Origin of the sequence: Nonomuraea sp. NPDC005983 (assembly GCF_040614375.1) — a bacterium.
Lineage (GTDB): Bacteria > Actinomycetota > Actinomycetes > Streptosporangiales > Streptosporangiaceae > Nonomuraea.
Window position 1 is genome coordinate 14,271 of the sequence record NZ_JBEXUP010000065.1, and the last position, 25,165, is coordinate 39,435.

The 25,165-nt window shown below is 66.9% G+C and carries 18 protein-coding genes and 1 pseudogene; 11 read left to right on the plus strand and 8 right to left on the minus strand.

Annotated elements, in window-relative coordinates:
• Nucleotides 1–99: 99 nt before the first annotated feature.
• The gene (locus tag ABZ297_RS26150; protein ID WP_355350990.1) at nt 100–1,551 is read right to left on the minus strand and encodes an MFS transporter; all 1,452 of its coding nucleotides are present in this window, start codon (nt 1,549–1,551) and stop codon (nt 100–102) included.
• Nucleotides 1,552–1,652: 101 nt separating this feature from the next.
• Between ABZ297_RS26150 and ABZ297_RS26155 the strand changes: the two genes are divergently transcribed.
• The 3 genes from ABZ297_RS26155 (at nt 1,653) to ABZ297_RS26165 (ending at nt 7,885) form a co-directional block, all read left to right on the plus strand.
• The gene (locus tag ABZ297_RS26155; protein WP_355350992.1) at nt 1,653–2,504 is read left to right on the plus strand and encodes a helix-turn-helix transcriptional regulator; all 852 of its coding nucleotides are present in this window, start codon (nt 1,653–1,655) and stop codon (nt 2,502–2,504) included.
• Nucleotides 2,505–3,346: 842 nt separating this feature from the next.
• Nucleotides 3,347–7,381, plus strand: a complete 4,035-nt coding sequence (locus tag ABZ297_RS26160) for a DNRLRE domain-containing protein (protein ID WP_355350994.1) — start codon at nt 3,347–3,349, stop codon at nt 7,379–7,381.
• A gap of 192 nt (nt 7,382–7,573) precedes the next feature.
• Complete coding sequence (locus tag ABZ297_RS26165; RefSeq protein ID WP_355350996.1) at nt 7,574–7,885, plus strand: hypothetical protein; 312 nt, start codon at nt 7,574–7,576, stop codon at nt 7,883–7,885.
• A 1,046-nt stretch (nt 7,886–8,931) separates the two neighbouring features.
• On the opposite strand, the gene ABZ297_RS26170 is transcribed toward ABZ297_RS26165, so the two are convergent.
• Entirely contained in the window at nt 8,932–9,765 is an 834-nt protein-coding gene (locus tag ABZ297_RS26170) for a TetR/AcrR family transcriptional regulator (RefSeq protein ID WP_355350998.1), read from the minus strand.
• A gap of 207 nt (nt 9,766–9,972) precedes the next feature.
• Between ABZ297_RS26170 and ABZ297_RS26175 the strand changes: the two genes are divergently transcribed.
• Entirely contained in the window at nt 9,973–11,571 is a 1,599-nt protein-coding gene (locus ABZ297_RS26175) for an MFS transporter (RefSeq protein WP_355351000.1), read from the plus strand.
• A gap of 357 nt (nt 11,572–11,928) precedes the next feature.
• Here ABZ297_RS26175 and ABZ297_RS26180 read toward each other — a convergent pair whose 3' ends face one another.
• Nucleotides 11,929–13,446, minus strand: a complete 1,518-nt coding sequence (locus ABZ297_RS26180) for a hypothetical protein (RefSeq protein ID WP_355351002.1) — start codon at nt 13,444–13,446, stop codon at nt 11,929–11,931.
• 273 nt (nt 13,447–13,719) lie between these two features.
• Between ABZ297_RS26180 and ABZ297_RS26185 the strand changes: the two genes are divergently transcribed.
• Nucleotides 13,720–13,980 carry a hypothetical protein gene (locus tag ABZ297_RS26185; RefSeq protein WP_355351038.1) on the plus strand — a complete coding sequence of 87 codons (261 nt, stop codon included), beginning with the start codon at nt 13,720–13,722 and terminating at the stop codon, nt 13,978–13,980.
• A 40-nt stretch (nt 13,981–14,020) separates the two neighbouring features.
• On the opposite strand, the pseudogene ABZ297_RS26190 reads toward ABZ297_RS26185, so the two are convergent.
• Together ABZ297_RS26190 and ABZ297_RS26195 are read right to left on the minus strand one after the other, a co-directional pair.
• Nucleotides 14,021–14,104: pseudogene (locus ABZ297_RS26190) on the minus strand (hypothetical protein); the annotation flags it as partial.
• Nucleotides 14,105–14,161: 57 nt separating this feature from the next.
• The gene (locus tag ABZ297_RS26195) at nt 14,162–15,031 is read right to left on the minus strand and encodes an alpha/beta hydrolase (protein WP_355351004.1); all 870 of its coding nucleotides are present in this window, start codon (nt 15,029–15,031) and stop codon (nt 14,162–14,164) included.
• 632 nt (nt 15,032–15,663) lie between these two features.
• Here ABZ297_RS26195 and ABZ297_RS26200 point away from each other — a divergent pair.
• A complete protein-coding gene (locus tag ABZ297_RS26200) occupies nt 15,664–16,146 on the plus strand; it encodes a hypothetical protein (RefSeq protein WP_355351006.1) in 483 nt (160 codons plus the stop codon).
• Between the two features lie 159 nt (nt 16,147–16,305).
• Here the strand turns inward: ABZ297_RS26200 and ABZ297_RS26205 are convergent, their stop codons facing one another.
• From ABZ297_RS26205 to sigJ (ABZ297_RS26215), 3 genes are all read right to left on the minus strand, one after another.
• On the minus strand, nt 16,306–16,665 hold the full coding sequence (locus tag ABZ297_RS26205) for an SdpI family protein (protein WP_355351008.1): 360 nt from the start codon (nt 16,663–16,665) through the stop codon (nt 16,306–16,308).
• A 909-nt stretch (nt 16,666–17,574) separates the two neighbouring features.
• A complete protein-coding gene (locus ABZ297_RS26210) occupies nt 17,575–18,015 on the minus strand; it encodes a nuclear transport factor 2 family protein (protein ID WP_355351010.1) in 441 nt (146 codons plus the stop codon).
• A 205-nt stretch (nt 18,016–18,220) separates the two neighbouring features.
• Entirely contained in the window at nt 18,221–19,153 is a 933-nt protein-coding gene (gene sigJ, locus ABZ297_RS26215) for an RNA polymerase sigma factor SigJ (RefSeq protein ID WP_355351012.1), read from the minus strand.
• Between the two features lie 157 nt (nt 19,154–19,310).
• On the opposite strand from sigJ (ABZ297_RS26215), the gene ABZ297_RS26220 reads away from it, so the two are divergent.
• From ABZ297_RS26220 to ABZ297_RS26240, 5 genes are all read left to right on the plus strand, one after another.
• Nucleotides 19,311–19,940 carry an LUD domain-containing protein gene (locus tag ABZ297_RS26220; protein ID WP_355351014.1) on the plus strand — a complete coding sequence of 210 codons (630 nt, stop codon included), beginning with the start codon at nt 19,311–19,313 and terminating at the stop codon, nt 19,938–19,940.
• An 82-nt stretch (nt 19,941–20,022) separates the two neighbouring features.
• Nucleotides 20,023–21,213: an FAD-dependent oxidoreductase gene (locus tag ABZ297_RS26225; RefSeq protein ID WP_355351016.1), complete on the plus strand. Its 1,191-nt coding sequence runs from the start codon at nt 20,023–20,025 to the stop codon at nt 21,211–21,213.
• Nucleotides 21,210–22,100 carry an RNA polymerase sigma factor SigJ gene (sigJ, locus tag ABZ297_RS26230; protein ID WP_355351018.1) on the plus strand — a complete coding sequence of 297 codons (891 nt, stop codon included), beginning with the start codon at nt 21,210–21,212 and terminating at the stop codon, nt 22,098–22,100. Before ABZ297_RS26225 ends, sigJ (ABZ297_RS26230) begins: the two co-directional genes overlap by 4 nt.
• Nucleotides 22,101–22,249: 149 nt before the next feature.
• The gene (locus ABZ297_RS26235) at nt 22,250–23,443 is read left to right on the plus strand and encodes a cytochrome P450 (RefSeq protein WP_355351020.1); all 1,194 of its coding nucleotides are present in this window, start codon (nt 22,250–22,252) and stop codon (nt 23,441–23,443) included.
• A gap of 121 nt (nt 23,444–23,564) precedes the next feature.
• Nucleotides 23,565–25,082, plus strand: a complete 1,518-nt coding sequence (locus ABZ297_RS26240; RefSeq protein ID WP_355351022.1) for an FAD-dependent monooxygenase — start codon at nt 23,565–23,567, stop codon at nt 25,080–25,082.
• The last annotated feature ends 83 nt before the right edge of the window (nt 25,083–25,165 follow it).

Below are 25,165 nucleotides of genomic sequence, written 5' to 3' on the forward strand. Positions count from 1 at the left end.
CCGTGCCCGCTTGAACGAACCGGCCGGGTCAGCGGACCCGGCCGGTGCAGCCAGACCATGACAGACGGCCACCAGATGCCCTCTCAGGGAGCTGTGGGATCAGCGGCGGGGGAGGGCGAGGGCGCAGAGCGCGAAGACGACGGCGAAGGCGGCCTGCACGGTCATGCACACGGCGAGCGCGGTTGTGTACGTGACGCCGACAGGTGCGACTGACCCGACGGTAACCGCGGCGAGTAGCCCGCCGGCCACGGCGACGCCGAGGCCCATTGCGGCTTGTTGTGTCGTCTGGAGCGCTCCTGATGCGGCCCCGGCGGAAGCCGGGGGGACGTCGGCGATCATCGCGCCCACGAGGGGCCCGAACATGAGCGCTTGCCCGATGCCGACGCCGATCAGCAATGCGGCGAGAGTCCAGGAGTTCGGGTTGGTGCCTTGTAGGGACACCGATGTCGCGGTAATCGCAAGCAGTGCTGCCTGGATGACTCCGCCGATGATCAGCAGCCGGCGGAATCCGAAGCGCGGTGCGAGTTTTCCGGACCAGACGGAGACGACGAAGAAACAGAGGGCGAATGGGAGCAGCACGACAGCGGCGTGCATCGGGGTCCATCCCAGCCCGGTCTGTGTGGTGAGGGCGTAGAGGAAGGTGAATGCGCCGAAAGCTGACTGGAGCATGAGTGCCATCACGAGTCCGACGCGGTAGGAACCCAGGCGGAGGAGGGGCGGCGGAACCAGTGGGACGCGGTCGCCGCGGTGCAGTCGGAGTTGCCATCTCCAGAACACGGCGAACAGGACGGGGACGGCGACAAGCAGTGCCCAGCACCATGCGGGCCAGCCGAGCGCGGCGCCCTGAGACAGCGGGACCAGCAACGAGAGGAGGGCGGAGCCCAGAAGCACAGTGCCGATCAGGTCAAGTGAGCGGCGGCCGGGGGAGTTGGTTGTGGGCACCCAGCGCAGGGCGGCGAGAAACGCGACGACGCCCATGATGACACTCACTGCGAACACCATGCGCCAGCCGGCGCCGAGGAGTGGGACGGCGAGCAGCACTCCGCCGAGGACCTGCCCGATCGCTGTTGCGCCGCCCGCGGTGGCTCCGAACAACGCGACCGCTCTGGCGCGTTCGCGCCCCTGCGTCGACGCGGTGATCGTTGCGAGCACCTGGGGAACCATCGCCGCCGCGGAGATGCCGGTGAGGGCGCGCGCGGCGATCAGGATGATGATGGTGGGGGAGAGGGCCGCCATCAGGGAGAAGAGGGTGAAGCCAGCCATGCCGAGGAGGAACAGGCGCCGCCGTCCGTAGAGGTCGCCGAGGCGGCCGCCGAGCACCATCGGCACCGCGAAGCCGAGTGAGTACACCGAGACCACGAGCGATTGCTCGGCAGGGGAGGCGTGCAGTGACGCGCCGATGTCGGGGACGGCTATGCCCGCGGCGGCGAAGCTGACCACCGAGAGGAGCAGAGCGGAGAGGGTGGCGAGGAGTCCGGGAAGCCCGAGCGTTTGTGGTGGGGACGGGATAATTGGGGGCGAATCGGTGCGCGGGGTGGATGCTGTGGTCACGTGTCGATCCTGCGTGCTCGCGGATCCGGGTACCAGAAGCCTGTTTATGGGGGTAGTGGCCGAACCTGGCTGGGGAGCCGTGGGTGCAGCAGTATGGAGTCATGACCGACACGATCTCCCCGATCGCCCGGCGTGAACTCGGCGACTTCCTCCGCACCCGACGCGAGCGGTTGAGTCCCGAGATGGTCGGGCTTCCGGCTACCGGACGACGTCGCACGCCGGGCCTACGGCGTGAGGAGGTCGCGGTGCTCGCAGGGGTGGGGGTTACGTGGTACACCTGGCTCGAACAGGGTCGGCCGATAAATGTCAGCATGCAAGTGCTCAGAGCGGTCGGCCGGGCGTTGCATCTGGATGAGGCAGAAACGCAACACTTGCGGAGGCTTGCCGGCGTGCGGACACCGCCCACCGATCCGGTCGTATGCGACCCGGCTCTGCTGACCGCCTTTCAGCCGGTGCTGGACAAGCTGGATCCCTATCCCGCGTGTCTGCAAACGCCCCTGTTCGATGTGGTGGCGTACAACCGCGCCTACCGGCACCTCTTCACCGACATGGATCAGATCCCGCCCGGTGAACGGAACTGCGCCATGCAATTCTTCACGGACCCGGACTGGCGCAGCCGGTACGTCGATGACGACATCGTCGCGACCAGGATGGTGGCGAGGATGCGTGCCGCGGCGAGTGCCGGTACGGCAGGAGCGGATGCCTCGAGCGTGGTCGGGCGGTTGCTGGAGCAGTCGGACGAATTCGCGCAATTGTGGAGCCGCCACGATGTGCTTCTCCAGCACTACGAGGTGAAACGCCTCGAGAGTCCGCTTGTGGGGCTTCTCCAGTTGAACTTTGTTTCCACCGACGTCACGGAGACGGGCCACCGGCTGATGGTGATGACCCCCGACGATGAGGAGACATCGCGGAGGCTGGAAGAGTTGCCAGCCCTTGCCGCGAGTGTCGCGTAGTGGTGTCCTGACGCGCCTCTACCCGGCAACGACGGCGCTTCGTCCGAACTGTTTCGCTGAGATCCCAACTGCCTTCCGCTCTCCAGTCGGGGTTCGTGCATGCCTCAAAATACTGCGACAACCCTGAGTCGATCGAAAACGCCTACTCAGACAGCCGTATCCGAGTCATAGGGAGCGGCTGTCTGTATTTGCCAGGCCAACGGGTCCGTTGCCCCGCATCGGTATTCATATCAGCCACTGCCGTTTGACTTGGCCGCACTGAAAACGAACGAAAGCCGGCACCGCGCCCAGCAAGCCCTGGGTCATGCGGCTTCACAGCGCTCTGTGTCGTCCAATCAGAGCGAGTTGCCAACCCGAACATCCGTCGACGCGCCCGTCTCGGAAGGGTCCTCCACGAGTGCGCATACGCCACTTGAACTGTACGGACGGAGCTCTCGGAAGGCACCAACGGCGTAGCCGGCCTCCTCTGGCACGCTCCGCACGGAGGACGGGCGACCGGCATCAAACGAGCCAGCACATGGCTACCTCGCGACTGGACGCCAGCAACCGTGGCAGACCAGGCAAGACACCGGTTTGCCGCGTGGTCTGGACCGTGCCATCGATCTGAAAGGTGAAGTTTCCTTATAACGGCTTTATATCGATAGAAGTCTAGAAATCGGACGATATGTAGCGGAGAACGCTTTCCTCGTCTCTGTGATCTATGCAGATAGGGCCGGTTGTCGGTGGACGAGGTGAGGGTGTGATAGTGGCGCGGCGACTACGCTGCGTCGATCTTGACGGGATGGATCTTGTAAGGTCTTCTCCTTCTTGGCGTATTACCTCCTGTTACGATCGGAGTGTAAGTGGAAGCCTCTCCCCGTCCGTTATTTGGCGCAAAGATCCTGCGGCGAGCCATGATCGCGCTGTCACTTAACAGCATGATTGCCGCAACCCTGGTGATCGTTCCGGGATCCACGGCACAAGCCGACCCCACTCCAGTTCCGACGACAACATCGGCATCGACAAGTCGAACGTTCCCCCGCCCCGATGACCCGGACGAGGCGTTGCGGGCGGCAATCGCCGAAGCAAAGAAGCAGGGCAAGCCAGTAGAGGTAGCGGCCGCGGCCACCGCATCCGGGCGGACATGGGCCTATCCGGACGGCCATCTCGCATCCGATATATACGCTGGCGCTGCTCGTGTGAAGCAGGCTGACGGTGAATGGGCCTGGATCGACAATACGCTCGTCGAGCAGAATGGCGTTCTGAAACAGAGGACGTCTTCTGCGGCAGTCGCGGTCCAGTTCTCGGCAGGTGGCGCGGCTCATCCGTTCGCCGTATTAACAAAGGGAGACAAGAGCGGGCAGCTCGCGCTCGCCTGGCCAACACCCCTCCCGAAGCCTGTGGTCGAGGGGCAGACGGCGACCTACACCGACGCGGCCGGACCTGGTGCCGATCTGGTGGTAATAGCGCTTACGACCGGTTTTCGGTTTGACGTCGTTCTCAGGGAGAAGCCGAAGGGTTCATTCAACCTTCGCCTGCCGCTCGCCGCCAAAGGCCTCGATCTAAGTGCAACCTCGGACGGGACTCTCCAGCTCACCGATGGTAAGGGGCGAAAGGTCGGTCCTGGTCAGCGACCGATGATGTGGGATGCCGGTCCCGAACGCGGAGCGCGCCGTACGGCCGTGAAGGTGGATGTCGAGAAGGGCAACAATAATGCCGTCCTCGTCATCAAGCCGGATCAGGTATTTCTAAGCGACTCGGCTACCAAATACCCTGTAACCATCGATCCCACCGTCAGTCTCGGCCTCCAGGCCGACACGTGGGTCGAAAACTCAGCCGTCTATGGGGACTCCCAGTCGAGCGATCTCCAGCTTTGGGCCGGGGCCTATGAGGATCCTTTCCAAGGCACAAACGTTGTCGATCGATCGTTCCTGAAGTTCGACTCGTCTGCCCTGGCTGGTCGATGGATCAAGGATGCAGCGCTCGAACTCCGACAGCACAATTTCACTGGCTGCGGAGATAAGAACTCCGCTATAAAGGCGCAGCGAATTGTCGCTGAATGGAACGAATTCAGCCTGACGTGGGCAAATCAACCAGCCACCACCGCCTCCGGAGAGGCGGCCGCGAGAGATGCCGCCGCATGTGGCGATGTCCAGACTATGACGTGGCCGGTTTCCGGCATCGCGCAAGCCTGGGCGGATGGTGCGCCGAATTACGGAATTCTGCTACGCGGGGCGAACGAGTCAGCTGCCAGTCCTGATTACAGTCGTGTTTTCGATTCGTCCGAATGGGGCGGCGCGGGGATACCCAAGCTGACCGTCACGTACGGACTTCCGCCCGAGATCCCCGCTGTCACCAGCGACTTGGTCGACTCCATGGACGATACCGACGCGATCGTGCGCAGCGGTCAGGTCGGCCTCACCTATTCATCCAGCAGCACCGACGGAAGCGCCATCGAGTACTCGATGGCGATCAGCGAGACCACCGGCGAGCTCCCCGCACCCGCTCCAGTCACTGGATCCAGCGGTCAGGCTGTACGGCAGAGTGTGACGCTGGGCAATCCACACAGCTTCAGGTTCGTCGTGAAGGCCTGCGTGGCTCAGGGCGTGTGCAGTCAGACCCCCGCCTACAGGATCAGCAATGACGCGCCGTTCCCGCCGGGATCTATGGGCGCCGATTTGACGTCCCCAACCAACCCGATCCTGTACGGCCTGCTGTCGCGGCCGTCGAGGGGAGCGGTCACTGGCAAGTTCTACCTCTACGACAGCGCCGGCGCTCCGGTCGGACCGAGCCCCGTAGGCGAGGGCACTGTTCAGGGAGGTCAACGTATCACCCTGCGGCTGCCCGACGGCCTGGTCCAGAACGGCAAGTCCTACACCTGGCGGCTCCAGGCGTGTGTCCAAGACGCGTGCACTGACAAGAGCCCGGCCAACGCCTTCACCGTCCCCACGAGCCCACCAACACCGCCCGCAGGCTCGGCCACGATCACTGTGGATAGGTCGTCCATCGTAGTGAAATCGGCCCGGACGGCGCCCGACGCCTGCTCGGGCAGCTCCTGCCCGCTGACGGTCAGCCCGGCGGTCGAGGCAGGCGGCAGCGGCTCGGAGGAAAGGCTCTCCCTGATCAGACCTGACCTCGGCTCGGTTCCTGAGGGGGCCAGGGTCACTCGGGCGGTACTGAACCTCGGAACCGCCTCCTGCACAGGGGGAACCTGCTCCACGAGCGCTGCTGTTGTGGCGTACGCCCCCAGCGCTGCCGTCGGCGACGACGCCACGGGAGCGAGCCTCAGCCAGGCGCTGAACCCGGAATCCAGCGCCTCTGCCTCGGCGTCGCAGCCCACCATCGACCTGACCACCCTGGTCACCGCCTGGCTCGAACAGCCGAGCACCAATTTCGGAGTCGTGATCCGCGGCTCCGGCGACCAGGTCCCGGTGATCTCATTTGGCGATGCTGGAACGGTCACTCCGACCTCCCTCGTCATCGAATACCTCCCTCCGGGCGCTCCCGGTGCGGTCTCCACGCCGAAGGTCAGGTCGGGAGACGCCGGAGCGTTGGTGACCTGGCTGGCGCCCAGCGATCCAGGTACGGTCGGCGGTGTCGATAGCTACGATGTCCAGGCACTTGACACCGGCAACAAGGTCGTCAAGCAGGTCGCCGTCACTGGGACCGAAGCCGTCATCACCGGCCTGACGAACGGCGCTGGCTATCGATTCCAGGTCCGGGCCGTCAACTCCCGGGGCGCGGGGCCGTGGGTAATGAGTAGCACGGCCAAACCTCAGGCCGTCTCGGGTGGCGCCCAGCAGTATCTGGACGCCGTCAGGCAGCTCGCCCAGACGGACAACGAGCTTGCCGAGGCCAAGAGCGCCACAGTCGACCAGGCGTTGACCACCAAGTCCCAGGCCACGCTGCTGCGGGCGCTCGCGTACACAAGTGGGCCCGGCCTGAGCAGGTGGGCGAAGCAGGCAGCAACCAGGAAGTACAGTCAGCAGGGCTCAACGGTGACGCTCGCCGACACGCTGGTCACGGCAGATGGCACTGGCGCCGTGACAGTGCACGGCACGTTGACGGTCGAAGCAGTCTTCGCCGATGCGACCGGGGACACTCCTGTCCAGACCACAACTGACTCAACCGTCGAGCGACGCGACTATCTCTTCCGCCCCAACGGGAGCAAACTGCAGCTCATCCAGTCTATGAACGCGGACGCTTCCGACCCGGATGCGCCCGTGGGTGAACTCACCGCCGAGCCTGCCGGCAGCCCGCCGGTTGACCCCCCGGCCGAGGCGTCGCCCCTGGCTGTCGACGAGGCCGGGTTCTCCGACTATAGCGCCGGCGCTCCCAGTCCCTCGGAGGTCCAGGAGCCGGCCAGGGCCAATCTGGCTGGCATCAACCACAGGGGTATCAAGCTCTGGGCTGTCGCGAATGCCTATAGCAAGGTGGAACGCTTCCCGGAAAATGATTGCACCAACTTCGTTTCCCGGGCAATCAACCAGGGCGGGGGTGCGCCGAAGGACTTCCACCCGTTCCCATCTCTCCTCACGCGAGGAAACAACAATTACTGGTGGCAGTATGCAGGACTGGCCGCCATAAACCTCCGGACCTCTTATTCGTGGGGGGCGGTGAACAACTGGTACCGCTACTGGATGGTTAACAAGAAGCGCGCGTCATGGGTGCCTTCATGGAAGGACCTCAGGCAGGGAGACATCCTGCTCTGGGGAACCGGCAATGCGAACTCGCCCTGGGGACACCTTTCGATCGTGAGCAACGTCGACTCGAAGGGCCGCGTCTTCTACGCCCAGCACAGCGGAGAGCACGCCTATCGCTCATTCGAGCAAGGTCGCGTTTGGTGGCGGAACTACTATCCGAACGGTAAAGTCTACGCTGTTCGTATTAACCGCTGACAGGATTAAACTGTGACTGCCAGGACGACGCGCATCATCTGGATACTGGCCGCTGTCGTTCTGGCAGTTGCGGCTGTCGCGATCACCTTTGAAGTGCTGCCTACGCTACGAGTCGGGTGGTGCAAGCGTTTTCCCGAAAAGCGGTCCGCTGTCGCCGTTCCGCCCGCGGACGCCGGTCCCAAACAGGTTGTCGTGGCTTACCTCAACGCCGTGGCGGCCAGGGACGACGACACCCTGCGCATGCTGGCGGCGCCGTCCTTCCTGGAGAGGCACGGCGGCAACGGCATCGGCTGCTACTACCGCCGTCTCGACCTGACCTGGGTGGGCGAGCCCCATGCCGACAGTTCCGCCTACGCCCGGCAGGCGGTCGCCGTCCCCACCCGATACACGGTCGACATGGAGGAATCGGGACCAGAATCGGACGGGGAACGCCGTTACGACGTCCTGGTCGGCAGAAACGCCCCTTCGGAACGGTGGCGGATAATCGACTACGGAAAGGGATGAGAAGACGCCGACCCGGACCCCTGAATTACTTGGAGCCTGATGGAGGCTCGACTGCCTCAAGGCGGCGGCTGATGTAGAGGACCGCGCAGATGCCGCGCAATCCGCGCTACCTCCCTGGAAAGCGCCAAGTCAACCTTGGTTCGCGTGTAGGTGGCGTCCGCGCAATGCCGCAGAGAGCCGCACATTCTGTCGGGCGTCATCCACTTCAGGCGGCCTTGAGGAGCTGGTCGGCCCGGGCCTTCGACATCCCAAGCTTCGCCGCGAGCCCTGCCAGGGGCAGTCCTTCGGCATCCCGTATCCGAGCCGCCGCCCTGGCGCGAGCCAGGGCGGCAGTGTCCGCAATCTGGCGCATGGCGACCGCCGGCCCTGTCGCGCTTTCGCGCGCACTATCAAGGTCAGGCATGGACTGTATCGCCTCGTTGACCTCGTGATACGCCCGAGGGAGTGCCCGTATTCGAGATCACGCCGGGTCCGCGTAAGCATCGTAGGGTGCTGAGAGGCGATCGCGTCGAGCTCCTCGTCGATGACCGAGTACCTGAGGAGTGATGATCCTGGTGGGCCATGGATTCCGCGGAATATTGCGGGATTCCGCGGTGCTTGATCATCTCGTCTGTCGTGACTGCTGATCTGCGGTAACACCGCAGGTGATGGAGTTCCGCGGACTGTGCGTACTGCGCGGCGCATGGTACGCAAACGGCACTCTAGCTGTACGGGTTGAAGAGCTGTGGCTGTGTCCGTCCTATGGTCGATATATCGCTTACCTCAGGGAGGATGTATGACCCCCGGATGCGGCTCGTGCGACTGCTACCTCGTGGAAACCGGGATCACGCTGGTCGGCCAGTCTGACAACGTGTAGGACTGTGGCTCAGTAGGCCCAGTGATGCTGGGCCTACCGGTCTCACTGAGGTCATCCCTGACGTCCAACTCCACCCGATACCCGCGCCCCAGCGGCTCCGACGAGTCCTCGGTGGGCCTCTGATCAGCCCGGAAGCCGCTTAACGATCATGTATTGCGGCTTTTGGGCTCACCTTGGCTGGACCCCAAGCTCAGGCATCGATGCCTCGTCTCGCAAGATCGGCTGCGATGCCGTCCAGGACACCGGCAAGACCTGAGGCGAACAAGGCGTCGAGGTCCCAGGGGGCGGCGCCTGCGCGCATCGCGGGGGCGAGTCGGGGATACGCCCCGGGTTCGAAAAGCGGATTCTGTGCGTGGCCCGAGGCTTTCGTCCCCTGTTTCATGGCGACTTCCGATTGCCGCTCCGCCTCCACATCGCTGACGTAGGTCAGCGCCACGCCTTGCACGTAGGAGGCGAACATGAACATGTACCGGAAAGCATCGGCAGGTTCGAGGTCGAGCCCGTCGAATGCGGAGAAGGCGCTTTCACTGTCTGCCGCGAGAGCCGGGCTGAAGTACGCGCGGGTTGTCACCATGACCCTCGGCAGGATCCACGGATGGCGGTGGTACAGGTCCCAATCACGGTACGCGGCGCGCTCGAGGCCGTGACGCCAGTCCCGCGGCGCCGAGTCGGGCAGGGGCACGTCGGCCATCGCGGCCTCCACCATCAGAGTCACCAGGTCGTCCTTGGATGCCACATGCCGGTACAAGGACATGGTGCTCGCGCCGAGGTCCACGGCGACCCGGCGCATCGACAGCGCGTCGAGCCCCTCCGCGTCCGCGATGGCGATCCCAGCTCGCACGATGCGCTCAACGGTGAGATGCGGCGCGCTGTCATTGCCTTCCGGGGCATCGGCCGGCGTTTCCGCTCTACGCGCCCGATACGCCCTCGCCTGGCATGCCCGGGAACAGTAGCGCCTCGGCCGGCCCCGATCCCTGGGCTCGAGCGACTTTCCGCACGCCCCGCAAGCCAGCTGCACCGACACCACTGCACTCCTTTTCGTCACAGCGCTACGTTGTGACGAAACTCTACCTCAATGGAGGTGCGAGTGCATAGAGAGAGAAGAGCAGCAGGTCAAAACGCTGTTGTGTCGTGTTAGCGTGTATGCGTATTCTGTACGCTAGACCGCGTACAAAGTACACATCGGGGCGATTGGCTCCGACTCGATCGACGCGACTTGGGAACAAAGGAAATGACTGAAGAAGACAGAAGAGCCGGAGCCAGGGAGTGGGTCGGGCTCGCTGTCCTGGTACTGCCCTGCGTACTGGCGTCCATGGATATGTCCGTCATGTTTGTTGCGCTCCCGTCCCTGACGGCCGACCTCAAGCCGAGCAGCTCCGAACTGCTGTGGATCATGGACGCCTATGGCTTCCTCCTCGCCGGCCTGCTCATCACGATGGGCACACTCGGTGACCGGATCGGACGGCGGCGGGTGCTGCTCGTAGGCGCCGCAGCCTTCGGCGCCGCCTCGGTTCTGGCGGCCTACTCGACCAGCTCCGGGACACTCATCGCGGCCCGCGTGCTTCTGGGCATCGCCGGAGCCTCGCTGGCGCCGTCCACCCTTGCCCTGATCCGGAACATGTTCCACGACGCCAAACAGCGGGCAACAGCGGTCGGCGTGTGGACGGCGGGCTTCGCGGGCGGCGCCGTACTCGGCCCCATCATCGGCGGTCTGCTGCTGGAGCACTTCTGGTGGGGATCGGTCTTCCTGATCAACGTGCCCGTGATGATCCTGCTGCTGGTCCTCGGCCCGCTGCTGCTCCCCGAATACCGCGACCCCAAGCCGGGCCGTTTCGACCTGCTCGGCGCCGGCCTGTCCCTCGTGGCCGTGCTCGGCGTCATCTACGGCGTCAAACGGATGGCGGAGCACGGCTTCGGGTGGATTTCCCTGGCGTACTGCGTCGCCGGACTCGCCGTGGGGGCGGCATTCATCCGCCGCCAGCGCGTGGCCGCGAACCCGATGATCGACATCGCGCTGTTCCGTACCCGCCGGTTCAACCTGCCCCTGCTGATCGACGCGCTGGCGACGTTCGCGCTGGTCGGCTTCTCCCTGTTCAACTGGCAGTTCATGCAGCTCGTTCTGGGCATGAGCCCGTTCGAGTCAGCCCTATGGTCGCTGCCAACCTTCCTCGTGATGCCCGTGGGCATCGCCCTGGCCACCGCGATCGCACCCCACATCGGCAAACCCAACGTGATGGCCGCGGGACTGCTCGTGGCGGCTGCCGGCTACGTCATGCTGTCCCTGATTCAGGCCGACTCGGGAGTCATCTACCTCGTCAGCGCCATGACGGTCGTCGCGATCGGCATCGGCGGAGTCTCCGCCGTGGTCACCGACGTGATCCTGTCCGCCGCACCACCGGAGCGAGCCGGGACGGCCTCCGCCATGGCCGAGACCTCTGCCGAGTTCGGCGGGGCGCTGGGCATCGCGATCCTGGGCAGCATCGGCACCGCCATCTACCGTTCGGAACTGGCGACCAAGGCCCCCGACGCCCTCACACCCAAGGAACTGGAGGCAGCGCGGAGCACCCTCGGCGGCGCCGTCGACACCGCAACGACCCTCCCGAAGGGCACCGCCGAAGCCCTGCGAAACGTAGCATTCGACGCCTTTGCCCGAGAGACGCGGGTCGCCGCAGTGGTCAGCGTCGTCCTGACGGCGTGCGCGGCCGTCCTCGTCGCCACCCTGCTCCGCAACGCACGCATCCGGCCCAGATCCGAAGCCCCGGAATCCGCAGCAGAACACAACGACCGGGACCAGGCGGATGACCTGCCCTCCACAGCAACCTCATCGTGAGCAAAGATCTCGTGGGCCGTACCAGCGCCCGCGCTCGATGCCGCCCGGCTGCCCGGGACCTGGTGTCGGCGCTGATTTCCAGGGCCGACGCGGGCACCTGGTCCTCGCCGGCGGATGTGTCTCATGGCTGCGGCCGGACGCGGGCAGCGTTCCAGACCGGGCCTGTTGGCAGGCCCACGGGTACAATCAAGCTCTGAGGCCAGCCGTTCCCAATGCGTTCCCACGGGATCAGGGATGTGCAGCATCCCAGATGCGTCTGCAGTCGCGGCGCGGGGCCTGCTTCAACGAGACGTTCCCCGAAGTCGTGTGGGCCGTCTACGAGCAGTTGTCCTCTCAGTGCTATCTCGACGGCTGTGGCTAAGATGCCACGGTCCGCCGGCGCAGCAGGGCCAAGGCGAGTACGCCTGCGGCGTATCCGCAGAGCACGGCGAGCCCGGCCCACCAGGTCAGGGGGAAGTACCCTTCCGAAGGTGCGTAGTGGGCGATCACCTGAGGGTATTCGTGGATGGTCTGCTGGACGGCGAAGCCGGCAGCCGGGGTGAGGCGTAGCAGCCACTTGGCTGCCTGGTCGGGTAGCAGCGGTAGGGCGGCCAGGACGTACGGGAGAACGACGGTTGAGGCCGCGACGGTGACCGCGGCCCAGGTGCGCCGCAGCAGTACGGCGAGGGCGAGCGCGAAGACGGCGGCGACGGCGAGCAGCGCGGCGGTGCCGAGGATGACCCGCAGCTCCGTGAGCGCGGGCACCGCAAGCACGCTTTGGCCGTTGGCGCGCAGCATTCTCGTGCCGACCGGCACGGCGACCCCTGCGCAGACCAGTCCGGTGAGGAAGGCAATCGCGCCGACGACGGCCGCCTTGGCCGCCAGAGCCCGGCCGGTGAGTGACGGCGCGCCGGTCGGGCCTGGCCGACGGGGGACGAACCGGGCCGCGACCACGATCACCAGCATCACGCTGATGGCCAGGCCGGCGAGAGTGTCCTCTACGTTGTGGCTGCCCACGGCGCCGATCGGGCCGATGTCACCAGAGCCGGTGATGGTGAGCGTGCCATTCGACTCGACGAGTCCGGGCGGTTGGTGATATCGCTCCCAGTCAGTGTGGCCCATCTCCCCGATGCTGCCGTGCTGCCACGCTTCGGCGGACACGCCGCCGTCGAGGCTGACGTTGTCGAAGACGGCGGTGGCCTGGGTGAAGCGATACTCGGTGGTGCTGCCCCCGAGGGCGACGCGCCGCAGCGTCAGGTCTCCCGGGGAGGCGGCGAAGAGCCCGGCTTGCACCGTGCCGGGCAGCCCGGGCAGGTGCGCTGCGCCGACCTTCGTCCACCTCGCGCCGTCGGCCGACTCGTAGCCGGTGACGGTGTCGCCGGAGCGGGTAAGACGCAACCAGCGCGGTGACTCCGCTGAGACCCCACCTGGGCGGCCGGCTACGTCCTGGGAGTAGTCGTACTGCATGCGGACGCCGTTGTGGCCGGTGACCATGAGGGCCACGTAGGAGGAGCCCTGCCGGGTGCCGTCCTTGACGATGATGCCGGCCTTCGCCCACGGCACCAGACCAGGAACGATCTCGTCGTGGTCGGGGGGCGGGTAGGTGATGATGCCCGTCAGGGAGGTCATGCGGACGGTGATGCTGCCGTTCGCACCCAGGGATCGGTGCGCGAAGTAGAACCGATCGCTCACCTCCTGGCCGTCCGGCCCGACCGGGTTGGTGGGGCACGCGACCGCCACGGAATCGAAGCCGCAGGACGACGACTTGCCCAACGCGGGAAGCAGGCCGAGCCCGATGGTCGTCAGGATCGCGGCCGTCATGGCGATCGCCCGGCCTCTGCTGCAGAACTTGGCCCATTCGGCATGCAGCAGGCGGTGAAAGGCGGCGGCGGTCATCGGGGCGCCCCCCGGAATGCGACCGCTTCCCTGGCGAGCTCCATGTGCGCCTCCTGCGGCGTCGCACGCCGGGCGCCCACGTTCCGTGAGTGGGCCTGCCACAGGAGATGGTGGCAGGCATTGTGGCTGGGCTGTGGCACACCCGCGTTCAGAAGCGCCCCGACGTGGCCCAGCGGGGGACGCTCGATCGTTGCTTGCATGACCGGCAGATTAGGCAGCGGGCGCGACCCGAATCGTCACGCAGACCAGCGATCTTTGCCGTCCCTCGCGCGTGTGACGCTCGTCCCTCTCTCGAGGGACGAGCGGTTCTCGAGCATGGCGATGCAGGCGCCGTGGGAGAAGAGCGATGGAGTCGCTGACGCAAGCGGCCGGTCCGCCCGCGACGCCAAGAAGCACGCGGCCGTGGCCCGCGAGCGCGCCGCCGGCTACCGCGCCAAGGACGCCCACCTGAAGGCCGTCGCTGCGGCCGCCGGGCACGAGGCGCAAGATTCGGCAGGGCTGCTGCTGGGCGAGGCTTCGTGTTCAGGTAGGTGATCGAGGCCTGGACCAGATGGAGCGCCAGCGCGGACACCTCGACGGTCTCGCGGTCATCGCCGGTCAGGTCGCCGGCCTTGCCGTAGAAGATGTCCTTGTTTGCCGAGTGCCAGTTCTCCACCACGTTGAGATCTTCGTGGATCTCGCGGCGCAATTGTTCGCCGGCAGGGACGGGGCGGCGTCAGGCGGCCTCGGCGGACGGCCGGTCGGCTCCGGTCTCGTTCAGGCCGAGCAGCCAGTCCAGGGTCTCCGGGGTCGCGTCGAAGTGGCCGGCGTGACCCGCGTCCTGCCGGACGATCAGGTCCGCGCCGGGGATGCGGGCGCCGAGCCAGCGGGCGTGGGCGACCGGGACGACGGTGTCCAGCTCGCCGTGCCACAGCCGCACCGGAACGGAGATGGACGCGGGATCGAAGCCCCACGGGGTGCCGAACAGGGCCATGACGTCGTCCACCCAGCCGTCGATGCCGGGGCGGACCGCCTCAGCGTACGCGGCCGCGAGCATGGCGGCGATCTCGGGCCGGGTGAGGACGGCGGCCTCGCTCGGGGGAAGCTGCGGCGGCGCCGAGGAGTCGCCGCCCAGGTGCGCCGCCATCGCGTCCCGGTCCTGCAGGGCGACGGCAGCACTGCGGACGTTGCCCGCCATCATCCCGGCCGTCCAGTCCAGCCCGGCGGCGTCGCGCGGCGCGAGCGCCGCCAGCGAGGCGACGCGGGTGACGCGCTCGGGGTGCAGGGCGGCGAACGCCAGCGCGTGCGGGCCGCCGCCCGAGACGCCGTAGACGGGGAAACGATCGAGGTCGAGCGCGTCGGCGACGGCGGCGACGTCCTCGGCGCCGTCCACGACGCGCCGTCCGCGCCTGGGCGTCGAGCCGCCGAAGCCGGGCCGGTCGAAGGTGATCAGCCGGATGCCCCGTTCGGTGAATAGGGAGTCGTCGGGATGGCGGGCCAACCGCCCCATGGGACTGCCGTGCAGGTAGAAGACTGCTTTGCCGTCCGGGAGGCCCCATTCCTCCACCGCGATCGTACGGCCGTCACTGCTGATCACTTCGCGCATACCGACAAACTAACCATGGCCACCACACAAGGGATTCCGCTTTCGTTCATGGCGAAAGGCCCATAAAAGACGATTGCCGTATCGATGTCGCCGACGAGGGCGAGCCGGTGCAAGAGGAGGAGGCCGTCCCAGCCCCCGGCCAGCGGCGCCCACGACCCATCCCACCCCGCCAGGGTTCCACCGTTTGTGAGAACCCGGATCGTCCGTCGCTGGCCGCCCACCAAGATCAACGCGGTTCAGGGCTCCGGGGTCGGGGAACGCAGGGACAGCCATTGGCAGTGAGATGGATCATGGTGCGCATGGCCATCGCGGCCGGCTGCGCCCCTTTCCCGTCATATCGGAGATCTCGTCGGTGGGCCGACCAGTGTCATCACCAGGCCTGACCCCCGGCCCTGAGTGAGGCCCCAACGAATCCTCAACGAATCCTCAACACGCCCCTGCCTACCTTCGCCTCGTCATCACACGAGAGAGGAAGACGGACGACCGCGAGAGTCGTGATCCCGGCGGCCGCCCTCACCCGCGCGGGGAGCCGCGCCCATGCCGTTCCGGCAGCGCAACGGCCTGCCGGGCCGGTCCGAGAACGTCCTATGCAATTCACCCGAATGGCAGAGACACCGGAAAGGACTCACGCAATGCACGCTGCAAGATACGCCACGCTCGGCGCCGTCCTGGTGGCCGGCGCGATCATCGCGGCGCCGCCGATCCAGGCGGCCACCTCGTCTGTTCCCCTGGGCCCGACCGCCGCCCAGGCGCCCCAGAGCACCGCCGTCGAGGCCGCCCACGGCAAGGAGGCTGCTGCCGGGTCGCTGACCGCCGCGGATGCGAAGAGACTCGCTGCGGGGTGTCTGCATATGTACCGCCCCGAGGTACGTCCCGGCAAGATCGCGGCCACCGTCTGGGCGCCCGGCTGCAGCGGCACGCTCTTCGGCACCAACCTGCTGCGCAAGCGCGCGTGGGGCTGGGAGACCATCAAGTACATCACCTGGCGCGGACCTGGCCCCCGCACGCTCTACGCCAACTGCAAGAGGGGCACGACCTTCACCTACATGACCGAGGCGTGGGTCGTCGCCGCGAACCGCCCGGTCTACAGCCCCTCCCGTCGCGGCCGCTGCTGACCTCACCGGCCTGGTGGTGGCTGATCACCGTACGGAGTCGGGGGCGATCGACGGGCCGGGGCTGAGGAACGAAGCCCGGGCCCACCGAACACCGACGCGACGGAGGAGCCCCCGTCCCGTGCCGCTGCGTGCCCGTCAGGAGGGGGAACAAGCGCTGACCTACGCGTTGCGACGCTGATTGACCTGCGCCGCGACCTTATTGGCGCGCCAGCCGATCAACAGGATTCCACCCACGAACAACACTGCCTGGGACGCGGCAATCGTCAGCGCGAGAGCCTCAGGCAGGCCGAACGCCATCTCGCTGGCGATGGAGACGACGAGAACCGCCGCCATAACCACGGCCAGGCGTCGCAGGGGGCGCCTCAGCCAGGCGTGCGCGGCATCCCACGCCTCGCGAGAGGCGAGTGTGTGGCGGGTGCGCAGGCCGGATAGCCGGTTTCGCGTGTCCATAGCGCTTGACTCGTCATGGAAGGGGATCAGTAGCAAGGCGAGCGCTGGGAGGGTCAGTAGCGACGTCATGAATACGGGTCCCATTCCCAAATCGTAACCTTCCGCGTATCTCGCAGGAAAGATCAATGAATGGTCCGTCGGTGGCGAGGAGGGCAGACCACCGGAGGTGGAACTGCGGGATTGGGGCATGCCCGGCGACCGCCCGCACACCTACGCAGCCCGTAACACCGTCTGACTGTGTGAAGCGAACCAGGCTCTCTGAACCCTCGGAGCTTGATCATGACCTAGCGCGAAGAGCCACGGTGGTGGGGCCGGGGCTCTGGGTGAAAGTTCCTCCAGCTCCACCGCGTACTCCAAGAGAGCGTGGAAGACGGCGCGTTTACGGGCGACGGTTGTGGAGGCCGCCGCCTTGCCGTCGAGGCACAAGGTCAGGGCGTGCAGGGCGAGCCGTACCGTCTTGGCCTCCTCCAGGCTCGCGCTCGCCCGGGTCGGCGCCGGGTGCGGTGTAGACACTGCGGATCAGCCACAGCCCGAGCGGGGTAGACGCCTCCCTGCGCAACGCGCGCGGGCCGGAGTGGTGCCGCAGCGTGGCCGGGACCGGTATCCACGCGGTGGGCAGTTCGTTGAGCAGGCACGCCTTGAGGTAGTTCGCGGCGACCCTCCCGGTGAGGCGGATGGGGACGACGACGTGCGCTTTGTTCACCGGGGTGCGCGCGCGGGTGAACTCGCGGGTGCGGCTGGTCGGAATCAGCTGGTCGCTCTCGCCGATGGCAACAGCAGGACGCTGTCGAATCCTCCAGCGCCTGGCTGACGGCGATCGCCAGCCGCACTGCCTGGACCTGCTCGGCCGGTGACGCCTCGGTCAGCACGGACCGGGGCGTCACCGGCAGCAGCACCGCCGAGCCCCCGTCCTGCGAAACCAGGACAGTGGCTCAACGGGCAGCACCGCCCGCGACGTCCCGAAACTCCTGCGACTCGTCAGGGCTCGAGGTCGGCCACTCCTTTGCCGCTCGCCATATCGAACGGCACGGAAACCTGGTCGTGCGCGATCAACCAATTGCCGTCGATCTTCCGGAAGCAGAAAGTGACCCGGACCCACATACCGCACGTCGCCGTCCCGTTCTTCAGCGTGCCGCTGAGTCGGCCGAAGCCGTGCCCGAACGCTACTTCGTCGCCCACGGTGAGTGTCAGGTCGCGAACCTCATAATTCACATCCTGGAAGAACGTGAACACCTTCGCCCAGTTCTTCAATTTCGCCTCTACCCCTACATGCTGCAGCGGCGGCTCGACGTCGAAGGACACGACATCCGTTGTGTAAAGCTGCTTCAGGCCGTCGAGATCCTTGGCTCGGAGCCCTTCGACTATCTTGTCGGCTTGCTGTCTGATCTTGGCTTCGTCAACCTCGCGTTGCGTAGGCATCGCTACCCATCCCTTCCATGCAGTGCGAAATCTTGGCTTCTCGCTAGTACGACAAGACAGCGCCCCGGAATGTCAGGCCCGCGGTTGCCGTGCCAACTTCGGACCGCCGGGCCATCTGGGGGAGTTGACCCAGTTCGTCGCCACGGCGCCAGGACAGGACTAGGTGGCAGTGGCCCTCAGCGGACCGATGAGATGGAGACGCGCGTCAGCCCGTCGTCCAAGGCCGGAGTTTCTCGGGGTTGAATATTGCCCAGATGCGCTTGATGCGGCCGCCTGCGATATCGAAGGCCAGCACCGCCGCGGTGGTGCCGTCTTGCTGGGCGACCAGGCCGGGCCGGCCATTGACGGCGCGCTCCAGGATCGTCAGGCTGGGTGCCCGGTCGGCCAGATCGACGCAGGCGCGCGCGACCTGCTCGCCGCCCTCGACCCGCTGGCGCCGCACGACGAGGCCGCCACCATCGGCGATGACCGTGGCATCGGGGTCGAGCAGGCCGATCAGGGCGTAGATGTCCCTGGCTTCCCAGGCCTGTTTGAAGTCCCTGACGATGCGGGCCTGCTGGGCTGCCGGCACCGCGGAAGGCTGTGACGCGCGAACGCGACGGCGGGCCGAGAAGGCCAGCTGGCGGCACGCCACCGGGGTACGGCCGACGATCTCGCCCACCTCGGCGAAGGAGTAGCGGAAGACATCGTGCAGGACGAACGCGACGCGCTCAGCCGGGGTCATCGATTCCAGCACGACCAGGAAGGCCATACTGACCGACTCATCCAGGGTGACCCGGTCGGCCGGGTCGACGGTGGTGCCGCCCGGCCGCCCATCGATCCACTCGCCGGGTTCGGGCAACGGCTCGGGGATCCATTCACCCACGTAGGTCTCTCGCCGGGCCCGTGCTGAGCCGAGCATGTTGAGGCAGATGCGGCCGGCGACCTTCGTCAGCCAGGCGCCGGGCGATTCGATGGCGTCCTGCTGCTGTGCGGACATCGCATACCAGCGGGCGTAGGTCTCCTGCACGGCGTCCTCGGCCTCGGCCAGGGATCCAAGGAGCCGGTAGGTGAGATTGATCAGCCGGCCCCGCTCGCTCGTGACCGCGTCCAGGCCTGGACCGGGTCGGCCATACCCTGGCCCGGCTCGGTTGGTCATGGTGCCGGCGGCTCCCTCGGTCGCATCTGCTCTCACTGGTTCGACAAGACAGCGCACCGGAATGTGAGGCCGGCGCGCCGCCTAACATTCCTGGGGGCTGCGTTGTCGAGCTGATGAGACGAACACATCACACATCACGACCAGCCCAGGAGGCACCGTGACCACTCCGATTTCGGCAACCCGGTTCGCCGACCCGGCGCCCACGAATCACTTGGAGCGGGCGGCCAGTGCGCTGACCGCGCACGGGTTCACCGTCGAGATCCTCGACGACGTCGCCGCCGCTCGTGCCCGCATCAAGGATCTGGTACCCGAGGGCGCCAGCGTATTCACCGGTGCCAGCGAAACCCTCCGCCTGTCCGGCATCGAGGCCGACATCAACACCAGCGGACGATACGACGCCGTCAAGCCACGCGTCCTGGCCATGGACCGCGCCAGTGAACCTGACGAGATCCGGCGGCTGATGTCCACCCCCGACGTCATCGTGGGCAGCGTCCACGCGGTCACCGAAACCGGCTCCCTCGTGGTCGCCTCGGGCAGCGGAAGCCAGCTCCCTGGATACGCCGGCGGTGCCGCCCGCGCGATCTGGATCGTCGGGGCGCAGAAGGTGGTACCCGACCTGCCCACCGCGCTGCGCCGCGTCGAAGACCACTGCCTTCCACTGGAAAACGCCCGCACCCGGGCAGTCCACGGGTGGCCCAGCGCCATCAACCGCCTCCTCATCCTCAACGCAGAGTTCCACCCCGGACGCGGCACCGTCCTCCTGCTCCGCGAAGCCATCGGATTCTGAGGGACCGCACGTCACTTGAGTGGAGTGACGCGTGTCACGTCGCGTCATGTCACGTCTCAGCGGTCCGCGGTGTCCTGAGGGCATGACCGAACACAACACACCCCACAAGGTCGTGGTCATCGGTGGCGGTTACGCCGGAACGCTGGCGGCCAACCGTCTGCGGATGCGCGACGACGTCGACATCACTCTGGTCAATCCGCGCCCGGAGTTCGTCGAACGCATCCGGCTGCACCAGTTCGTGGCCGGCACCGGCGGCGCCACGATTGACTACGGCACGCTGCTCGGCGAGGGCATCCAGCTGGTCGTCGACAGCGCCACGCGCATCGACACCCCCGCCCGCACCGTGCAGCTGGCGTCGGGCCGTCCCCTGGACTACGACTACGTCATCTACGCGGTCGGCAGCACCAGGGCCGTACCGTCATCGGTGCCTGGCGCGGCAGAATTCGCGTTCGACATCGCTGAATTCGAGTACGCGCAGCGGCTGCGCGCCAGGCTGGAGGAGTTGCCCCTCGATGCTCCGGTCACCGTGGTCGGCGGCGGATTGACCGGCATCGAGACGGCCGCCGAGCTGGCCGAGCAAGGGCGCAGGGTCACGCTGGTGTGTGGCCGGACCCTGGCGCCGACATTCAGCGCACCTGGTCGCCGATACATCGCCAAATGGCTGACCCGGCACGGTGTCGTGGTGCTCGAGGCCTCCGTGGTGAGCGAGGTGCGGCCGGACGCGGTCGTCGTCGCCGACGGTGGGGTGCGTACGAGCGCGCTGACCATCTGGACGGGTGGTTTCGGTGTGCCGGAGCTGGCGGCGGCGAGCGGGCTGCGCACCGATGCGCTCGGCCGGCTGCTCACTGACGAGACGCTGACCAGTGTCGACGACGACCGCATTGTCGCGGCCGGGGACGCCGCCGCACCGTCGGGCCGGCCGCTGCGGATGAGCACGTACGTCGCTGGGCCGCTCGGGGCACAGGCCGCCAACACCGTGCTGAGCCGCATTGCGGGGACCGAACCGGCGGTGATCGACGTGGCTATGTCGGGGGCGTGCGTCAGCCTCGGCCGGCGCGCCGGCATCCGACAGCTCGCCCGCAAGGACGACACCGCGATGAACGTCTACATCGGCGGCCGCATGGGCGCGGCGATCAAGGAGAAGACCTGTAACTTCGTGGTGGATAACAGGATTCGTCGGGAGGCCCGCGAGCCGGGTTCCATGTGGTGGCCCAAGGGCGGCCCGCGTCCCGGACAGCCGACCTCCGCTGCGCGGGTGGTCACCTCTCCGTGAGCACCGACGAGCATGCCGAGCGGTTCACCCTGTTGCGGCCGCTGCTGTTCACGATCGTCTACGAGATACTCGGCTCGGTAACCGAATCCGACGACGTGCTGCAGAACAGCTATCTGCGGTGGGCCGACGTGGACCTCGCGACGGTCCGTGACACCAAGTCGTATCTGGCACAGCTGGTGACCCGTCAGGCGCTCAACGCCTTGCGGGCGAGCGCACGCCGGCGCGAGGACTACATCGGCTCGTGGCTGCCCGAGCCGCTGCTGCTCGAGGAGAACGACGCCTCGACCGATGTGCTGCTCGCCGAGTCAGTGTCGATGGCGATGCTCGTGCTGCTCGAAACACTCACCCCCGATGAGCGTGCGGTGTTCGTGCTGCGCGAGGTGTTCGGCTTCGACTACCACGACATCGCCACAGCGGTGGGCAAATCCGTGGCGACGGTGCGCCAGGTGGCGCACCGTGCCCGCGAGCACGTACAGGCGCGGCGTAAGCGCTTCGAGCCCGTCGACGCCGCGACGACCGCGCAGATCGCCGAGCAGTTCATGACCGCGGCGGCCACCGGTGACCTGGAAGGGCTGCTCTCGCTGCTCGCGCCGGACGTCACCTGGACCGCCGACAGCGGTGGCAAGGCCGCCGCGGCGCGCCGGCCGGTGGTGGGCGTGCAGAAGGTGGCCGCGATCCTCATGAACATGTTGCGCCTGGAGCGGCTGGCGGGCCTGCGGATCGAGATGGTCAACTGCAACAACACGCCCGCGATGGTACTCAGCGGCGAGCGCCTGGAAGGCGTCTTCCTGATCGAGATCGCCGATGGGAAGATCACCAACTTCTACGCCATCCGCAACCCAGACAAACTTCTCGCGGTGGCGGTTCCGCGTCAGATCAGCCGGTAGAGGAGTCGGCAAGGTTTTCGCCGTCCCCAACCCGCGATGGACAGGTATCGCCGCAGGCCGGTGGCACCACAAGACGCTAAATGTCAGTCGCCTTTCACTTCTCTGGTGGCGCAGAGAAGTTCACACGATCACAGGATGGATGGACAGAAATGACGCAAGCACCGGAGTTGCCGCTGCAGATGCGGCGCAACGGGCTCAACCCGGTCGAGGAGCTGGCCCGGGCACGCGACGGCGAGGGTGTGGTGCGGGTGGAGACGCCCACCGGCGTGCTCGCGTACCTGGTCTGCCGCTATGAGGACGTTCGCCAGGTGCTGGCGGACCCGGCCCGGTTCAGCAGTGCCCTGACGCCGTTCCCGGGCTCCGGGCAGCTGAACGCCGACGAGCTGGCCAAGATGCGGGCCGGGCAGCTGATCGGGTTCGACCCGCCCGAGCACACGCGGCTGCGCAGGATGCTCACCCCGGAGTTCACGGTACGGCGGATGCGCAGGCTCGAGCCGCGGATCACCGAGATCGTCGAGACGGCTCTGGACGATCTGGAGCGGGCCGGTAAGCCGGCTGATCTGGTGGCGCACTTCGCGCTGCCGGTGCCGTCGCTGGTGATCTGCGAGCTGCTCGGCGTGCCGTACGCCGACCGCGCCGAGTTCCACGAGCGTGCCGCTCGCCTGCTGGACACCTCCTTGCCGATGGAGCAGCGGGCTGCGGCGCAGCGGGAGGACCGCGCCTACATGGCCGGCCTGGTCGCCCGCGCGCAGGCGGACCCGGGCGAGGACATGCTGGGCATGCTGGTGCGCGAGCACGGCGACGATCTCAGTACCGATGAGCTGATCGGCATCGCGGGACTGCTGCTGCTGGCCGGGCACGAGACGACCTCGAACATGCTCGCCCTGGGCACCCTGGCCCTGCTGCGGCACCCCGACCAACTGGCTATGATCCGCGACGATCCGGCGCGGATCGAGCCCGCCGTCGAGGAGCTGTTGCGCTGGCTCTCCGTCGTGCAGTCGCTGCCGCCGCGCACGACCACGACGGAAGTGGAGATCGCCGGGCACGCCATCCCCGCAGGCTCGCTCGTGATCCTTTCGCTCCCTGCCGCCAACCGCGACCCTGCCCTCATCGACGATCCCGAGACACTCGACATCACCAGGGGAGCCGCCGGCCATGTCGCCTTCGGGCATGGTGTGCACCACTGTCTCGGGGCGCCGCTGGCGCGAATGGAGATGCGCATCGCCATCCCCGCCCTGCTGCGGCGCTTCCCCGGCCTCGCCCTGGCCGACCCGTACGAGCAGGCCGACTTCCGCGTCTTCAGCCTCGTGTACGGCTTGCACACGCTGCGGGTGACCTGGTGAGCGGACGGGCACCGAGAGCCCGATGCCACCCGTGACCACGAGCGGAACGACGGCGCCGAGGTCCTGGCGTTCGATCACGTTCAGATGTCCGTCAGCAAACAGGCTTAGCGAGGGAGTTTTCGTGCATGATGTAGTGATCGTGGGCGCCGGCCCGGTTGGTCTTTTCCTTGCCTGCGAGCTCGGCCTCGCGGGCTGCTCCGTCCTGGTGCTCGAGCGGGAGCCCGAGCGCCACTCCCCGTGGAAGGCGAACCCGCTCGGGAACCGGGGCCTGTACACCACATCGATCGAGGCGTTCTACCGCCGCGGAATGCTGCACCCGCTGCTGAAGGCGTCGGGCGTCCACAACGACCCCGGCGCGAACCTCGACGCGGACGAGCCGTCACCCCCTCGCAGCGTGGGCCACTTCGCCGGCATGGTGCTCGATCCGGCCAAGGTCGACTTCGCCGCACTGCCGTTCCGGCTTCCCAGCCCGGCACCGGAGTTTATGTTGGCAAGCCTCGAAGCGGTCGAAACGGTGCTGTCCGAGCGGGCATCCAAGCTCGGCGTAGAGGTCAGGCGCGGCGTCACGGTCTCAGCCATCGCACAGGACGATGAGACCGTGGTCGCGCAAGCCGGCGAGCACGAATACGCGGCGCGCTGGCTCGTCGGCTGCGACGGCGGACGCAGCGCGGTGCGGGGGCTCGCAGGCTTCGAGTTCGTCGGCACCGAGCCGCAGTTCACCGGCTACACCATGCTCGCCACCATCGCCGATCCCGAGAAGCTGCGCCCTGGGTTCAACCTGACGCCGACGGGCATGTACATCCAGATGCCCACGGAAGGGCACATCGGCCTGCTGGACTTCGATGACGGCGCCTTCGATCGCTCGCAGCAGCCGACCCGCGACCATCTCCAGGCGGTTCTCCGTCGTGTGTCCGGCACCGACGTGACGCTGAGCGACGTCCATCACGCCTCGAGCTTCACCGATCGGGCGATGCAGACGACGACCTACCGGCAGGGACGCGTCCTGCTCGCGGGCGACGCCGCTCACATCCACCCCCCTTTTGGTGGGCAGGGACTCAACACCGGCATCGGCGACGCCATGAACCTGGGATGGAAGCTCGCGGCGACCGTGCACGGGTACGCGCCGGACGGACTTGTCGACACCTACACCCGCGAGCGTCATCCGATCGGCGCAGGGGTGCTCGACTGGACGCGCGCCCAGGCAGCGGTCATGCGGCCGGACTCGCATGCCCAGGCGATCCAAGGTGTGATTCGCGACTTGCTCGGGACCCGTGACGGAACGACCTACGTGTTCGAGAAGGTATCGGGATCGTCGATCCGCTACGACCTTGGCAGCGAGCAGTCGCTGGTCGGCCGCAACGCCCCGGACCTTCGTCTTGAGGACGGCACTCGCCTCGGCGACCTGATGCAGGACGGACGAGGCATCGTGCTTGACTTCAGCACCGACCGATGTCTGCACGGTTCAGCGAAGGGCTGGGAGAGCCGGATACGGTATGCGGCCGGTCCGGCGAGAAACGACCTCGGATTCGGGGCCGTGCTTATCCGACCCGATGGCATAGTCGCCTGGGCAGGTGATCGCGACCCTGATCGTGAAGCGTTCGAACGGGCCGCCGGCCATTGGTTCGGCGATCTGGCGTGAAACTTCCTCAGACCTCGCTCAGCGCCCTCCGTCCTCGCTCATGTTGTGCACCGAGATAGATTGCCACCGGCGCCCGCAGCCGC

What these genes read in the sequence shown, in the direction of transcription:
- ABZ297_RS26155 (WP_355350992.1), top strand. Translation starts at nt 1,653, where the DNA reads ATGACCGACACGATCTCCCCGATCGCCCGGCGTGAACTCGGCGACTTC.
- ABZ297_RS26175 (WP_355351000.1), top strand. Translation starts at nt 9,973, where the DNA reads ATGACTGAAGAAGACAGAAGAGCCGGAGCCAGGGAGTGGGTCGGGCTC.
- ABZ297_RS26180 (WP_355351002.1), bottom strand. Translation starts at nt 13,446, where the DNA reads ATGACCGCCGCCGCCTTTCACCGCCTGCTGCATGCCGAATGGGCCAAG.
- ABZ297_RS26195 (WP_355351004.1), bottom strand. Translation starts at nt 15,031, where the DNA reads ATGCGCGAAGTGATCAGCAGTGACGGCCGTACGATCGCGGTGGAGGAA.
- ABZ297_RS26200 (WP_355351006.1), top strand. Translation starts at nt 15,664, where the DNA reads ATGCACGCTGCAAGATACGCCACGCTCGGCGCCGTCCTGGTGGCCGGC.
- ABZ297_RS26205 (WP_355351008.1), bottom strand. Translation starts at nt 16,665, where the DNA reads ATGACGTCGCTACTGACCCTCCCAGCGCTCGCCTTGCTACTGATCCCC.
- ABZ297_RS26210 (WP_355351010.1), bottom strand. Translation starts at nt 18,015, where the DNA reads ATGCCTACGCAACGCGAGGTTGACGAAGCCAAGATCAGACAGCAAGCC.
- sigJ (WP_355351012.1), bottom strand. Translation starts at nt 19,153, where the DNA reads ATGACCAACCGAGCCGGGCCAGGGTATGGCCGACCCGGTCCAGGCCTG.
- ABZ297_RS26225 (WP_355351016.1), top strand. Translation starts at nt 20,023, where the DNA reads ATGACCGAACACAACACACCCCACAAGGTCGTGGTCATCGGTGGCGGT.
- ABZ297_RS26235 (WP_355351020.1), top strand. Translation starts at nt 22,250, where the DNA reads ATGACGCAAGCACCGGAGTTGCCGCTGCAGATGCGGCGCAACGGGCTC.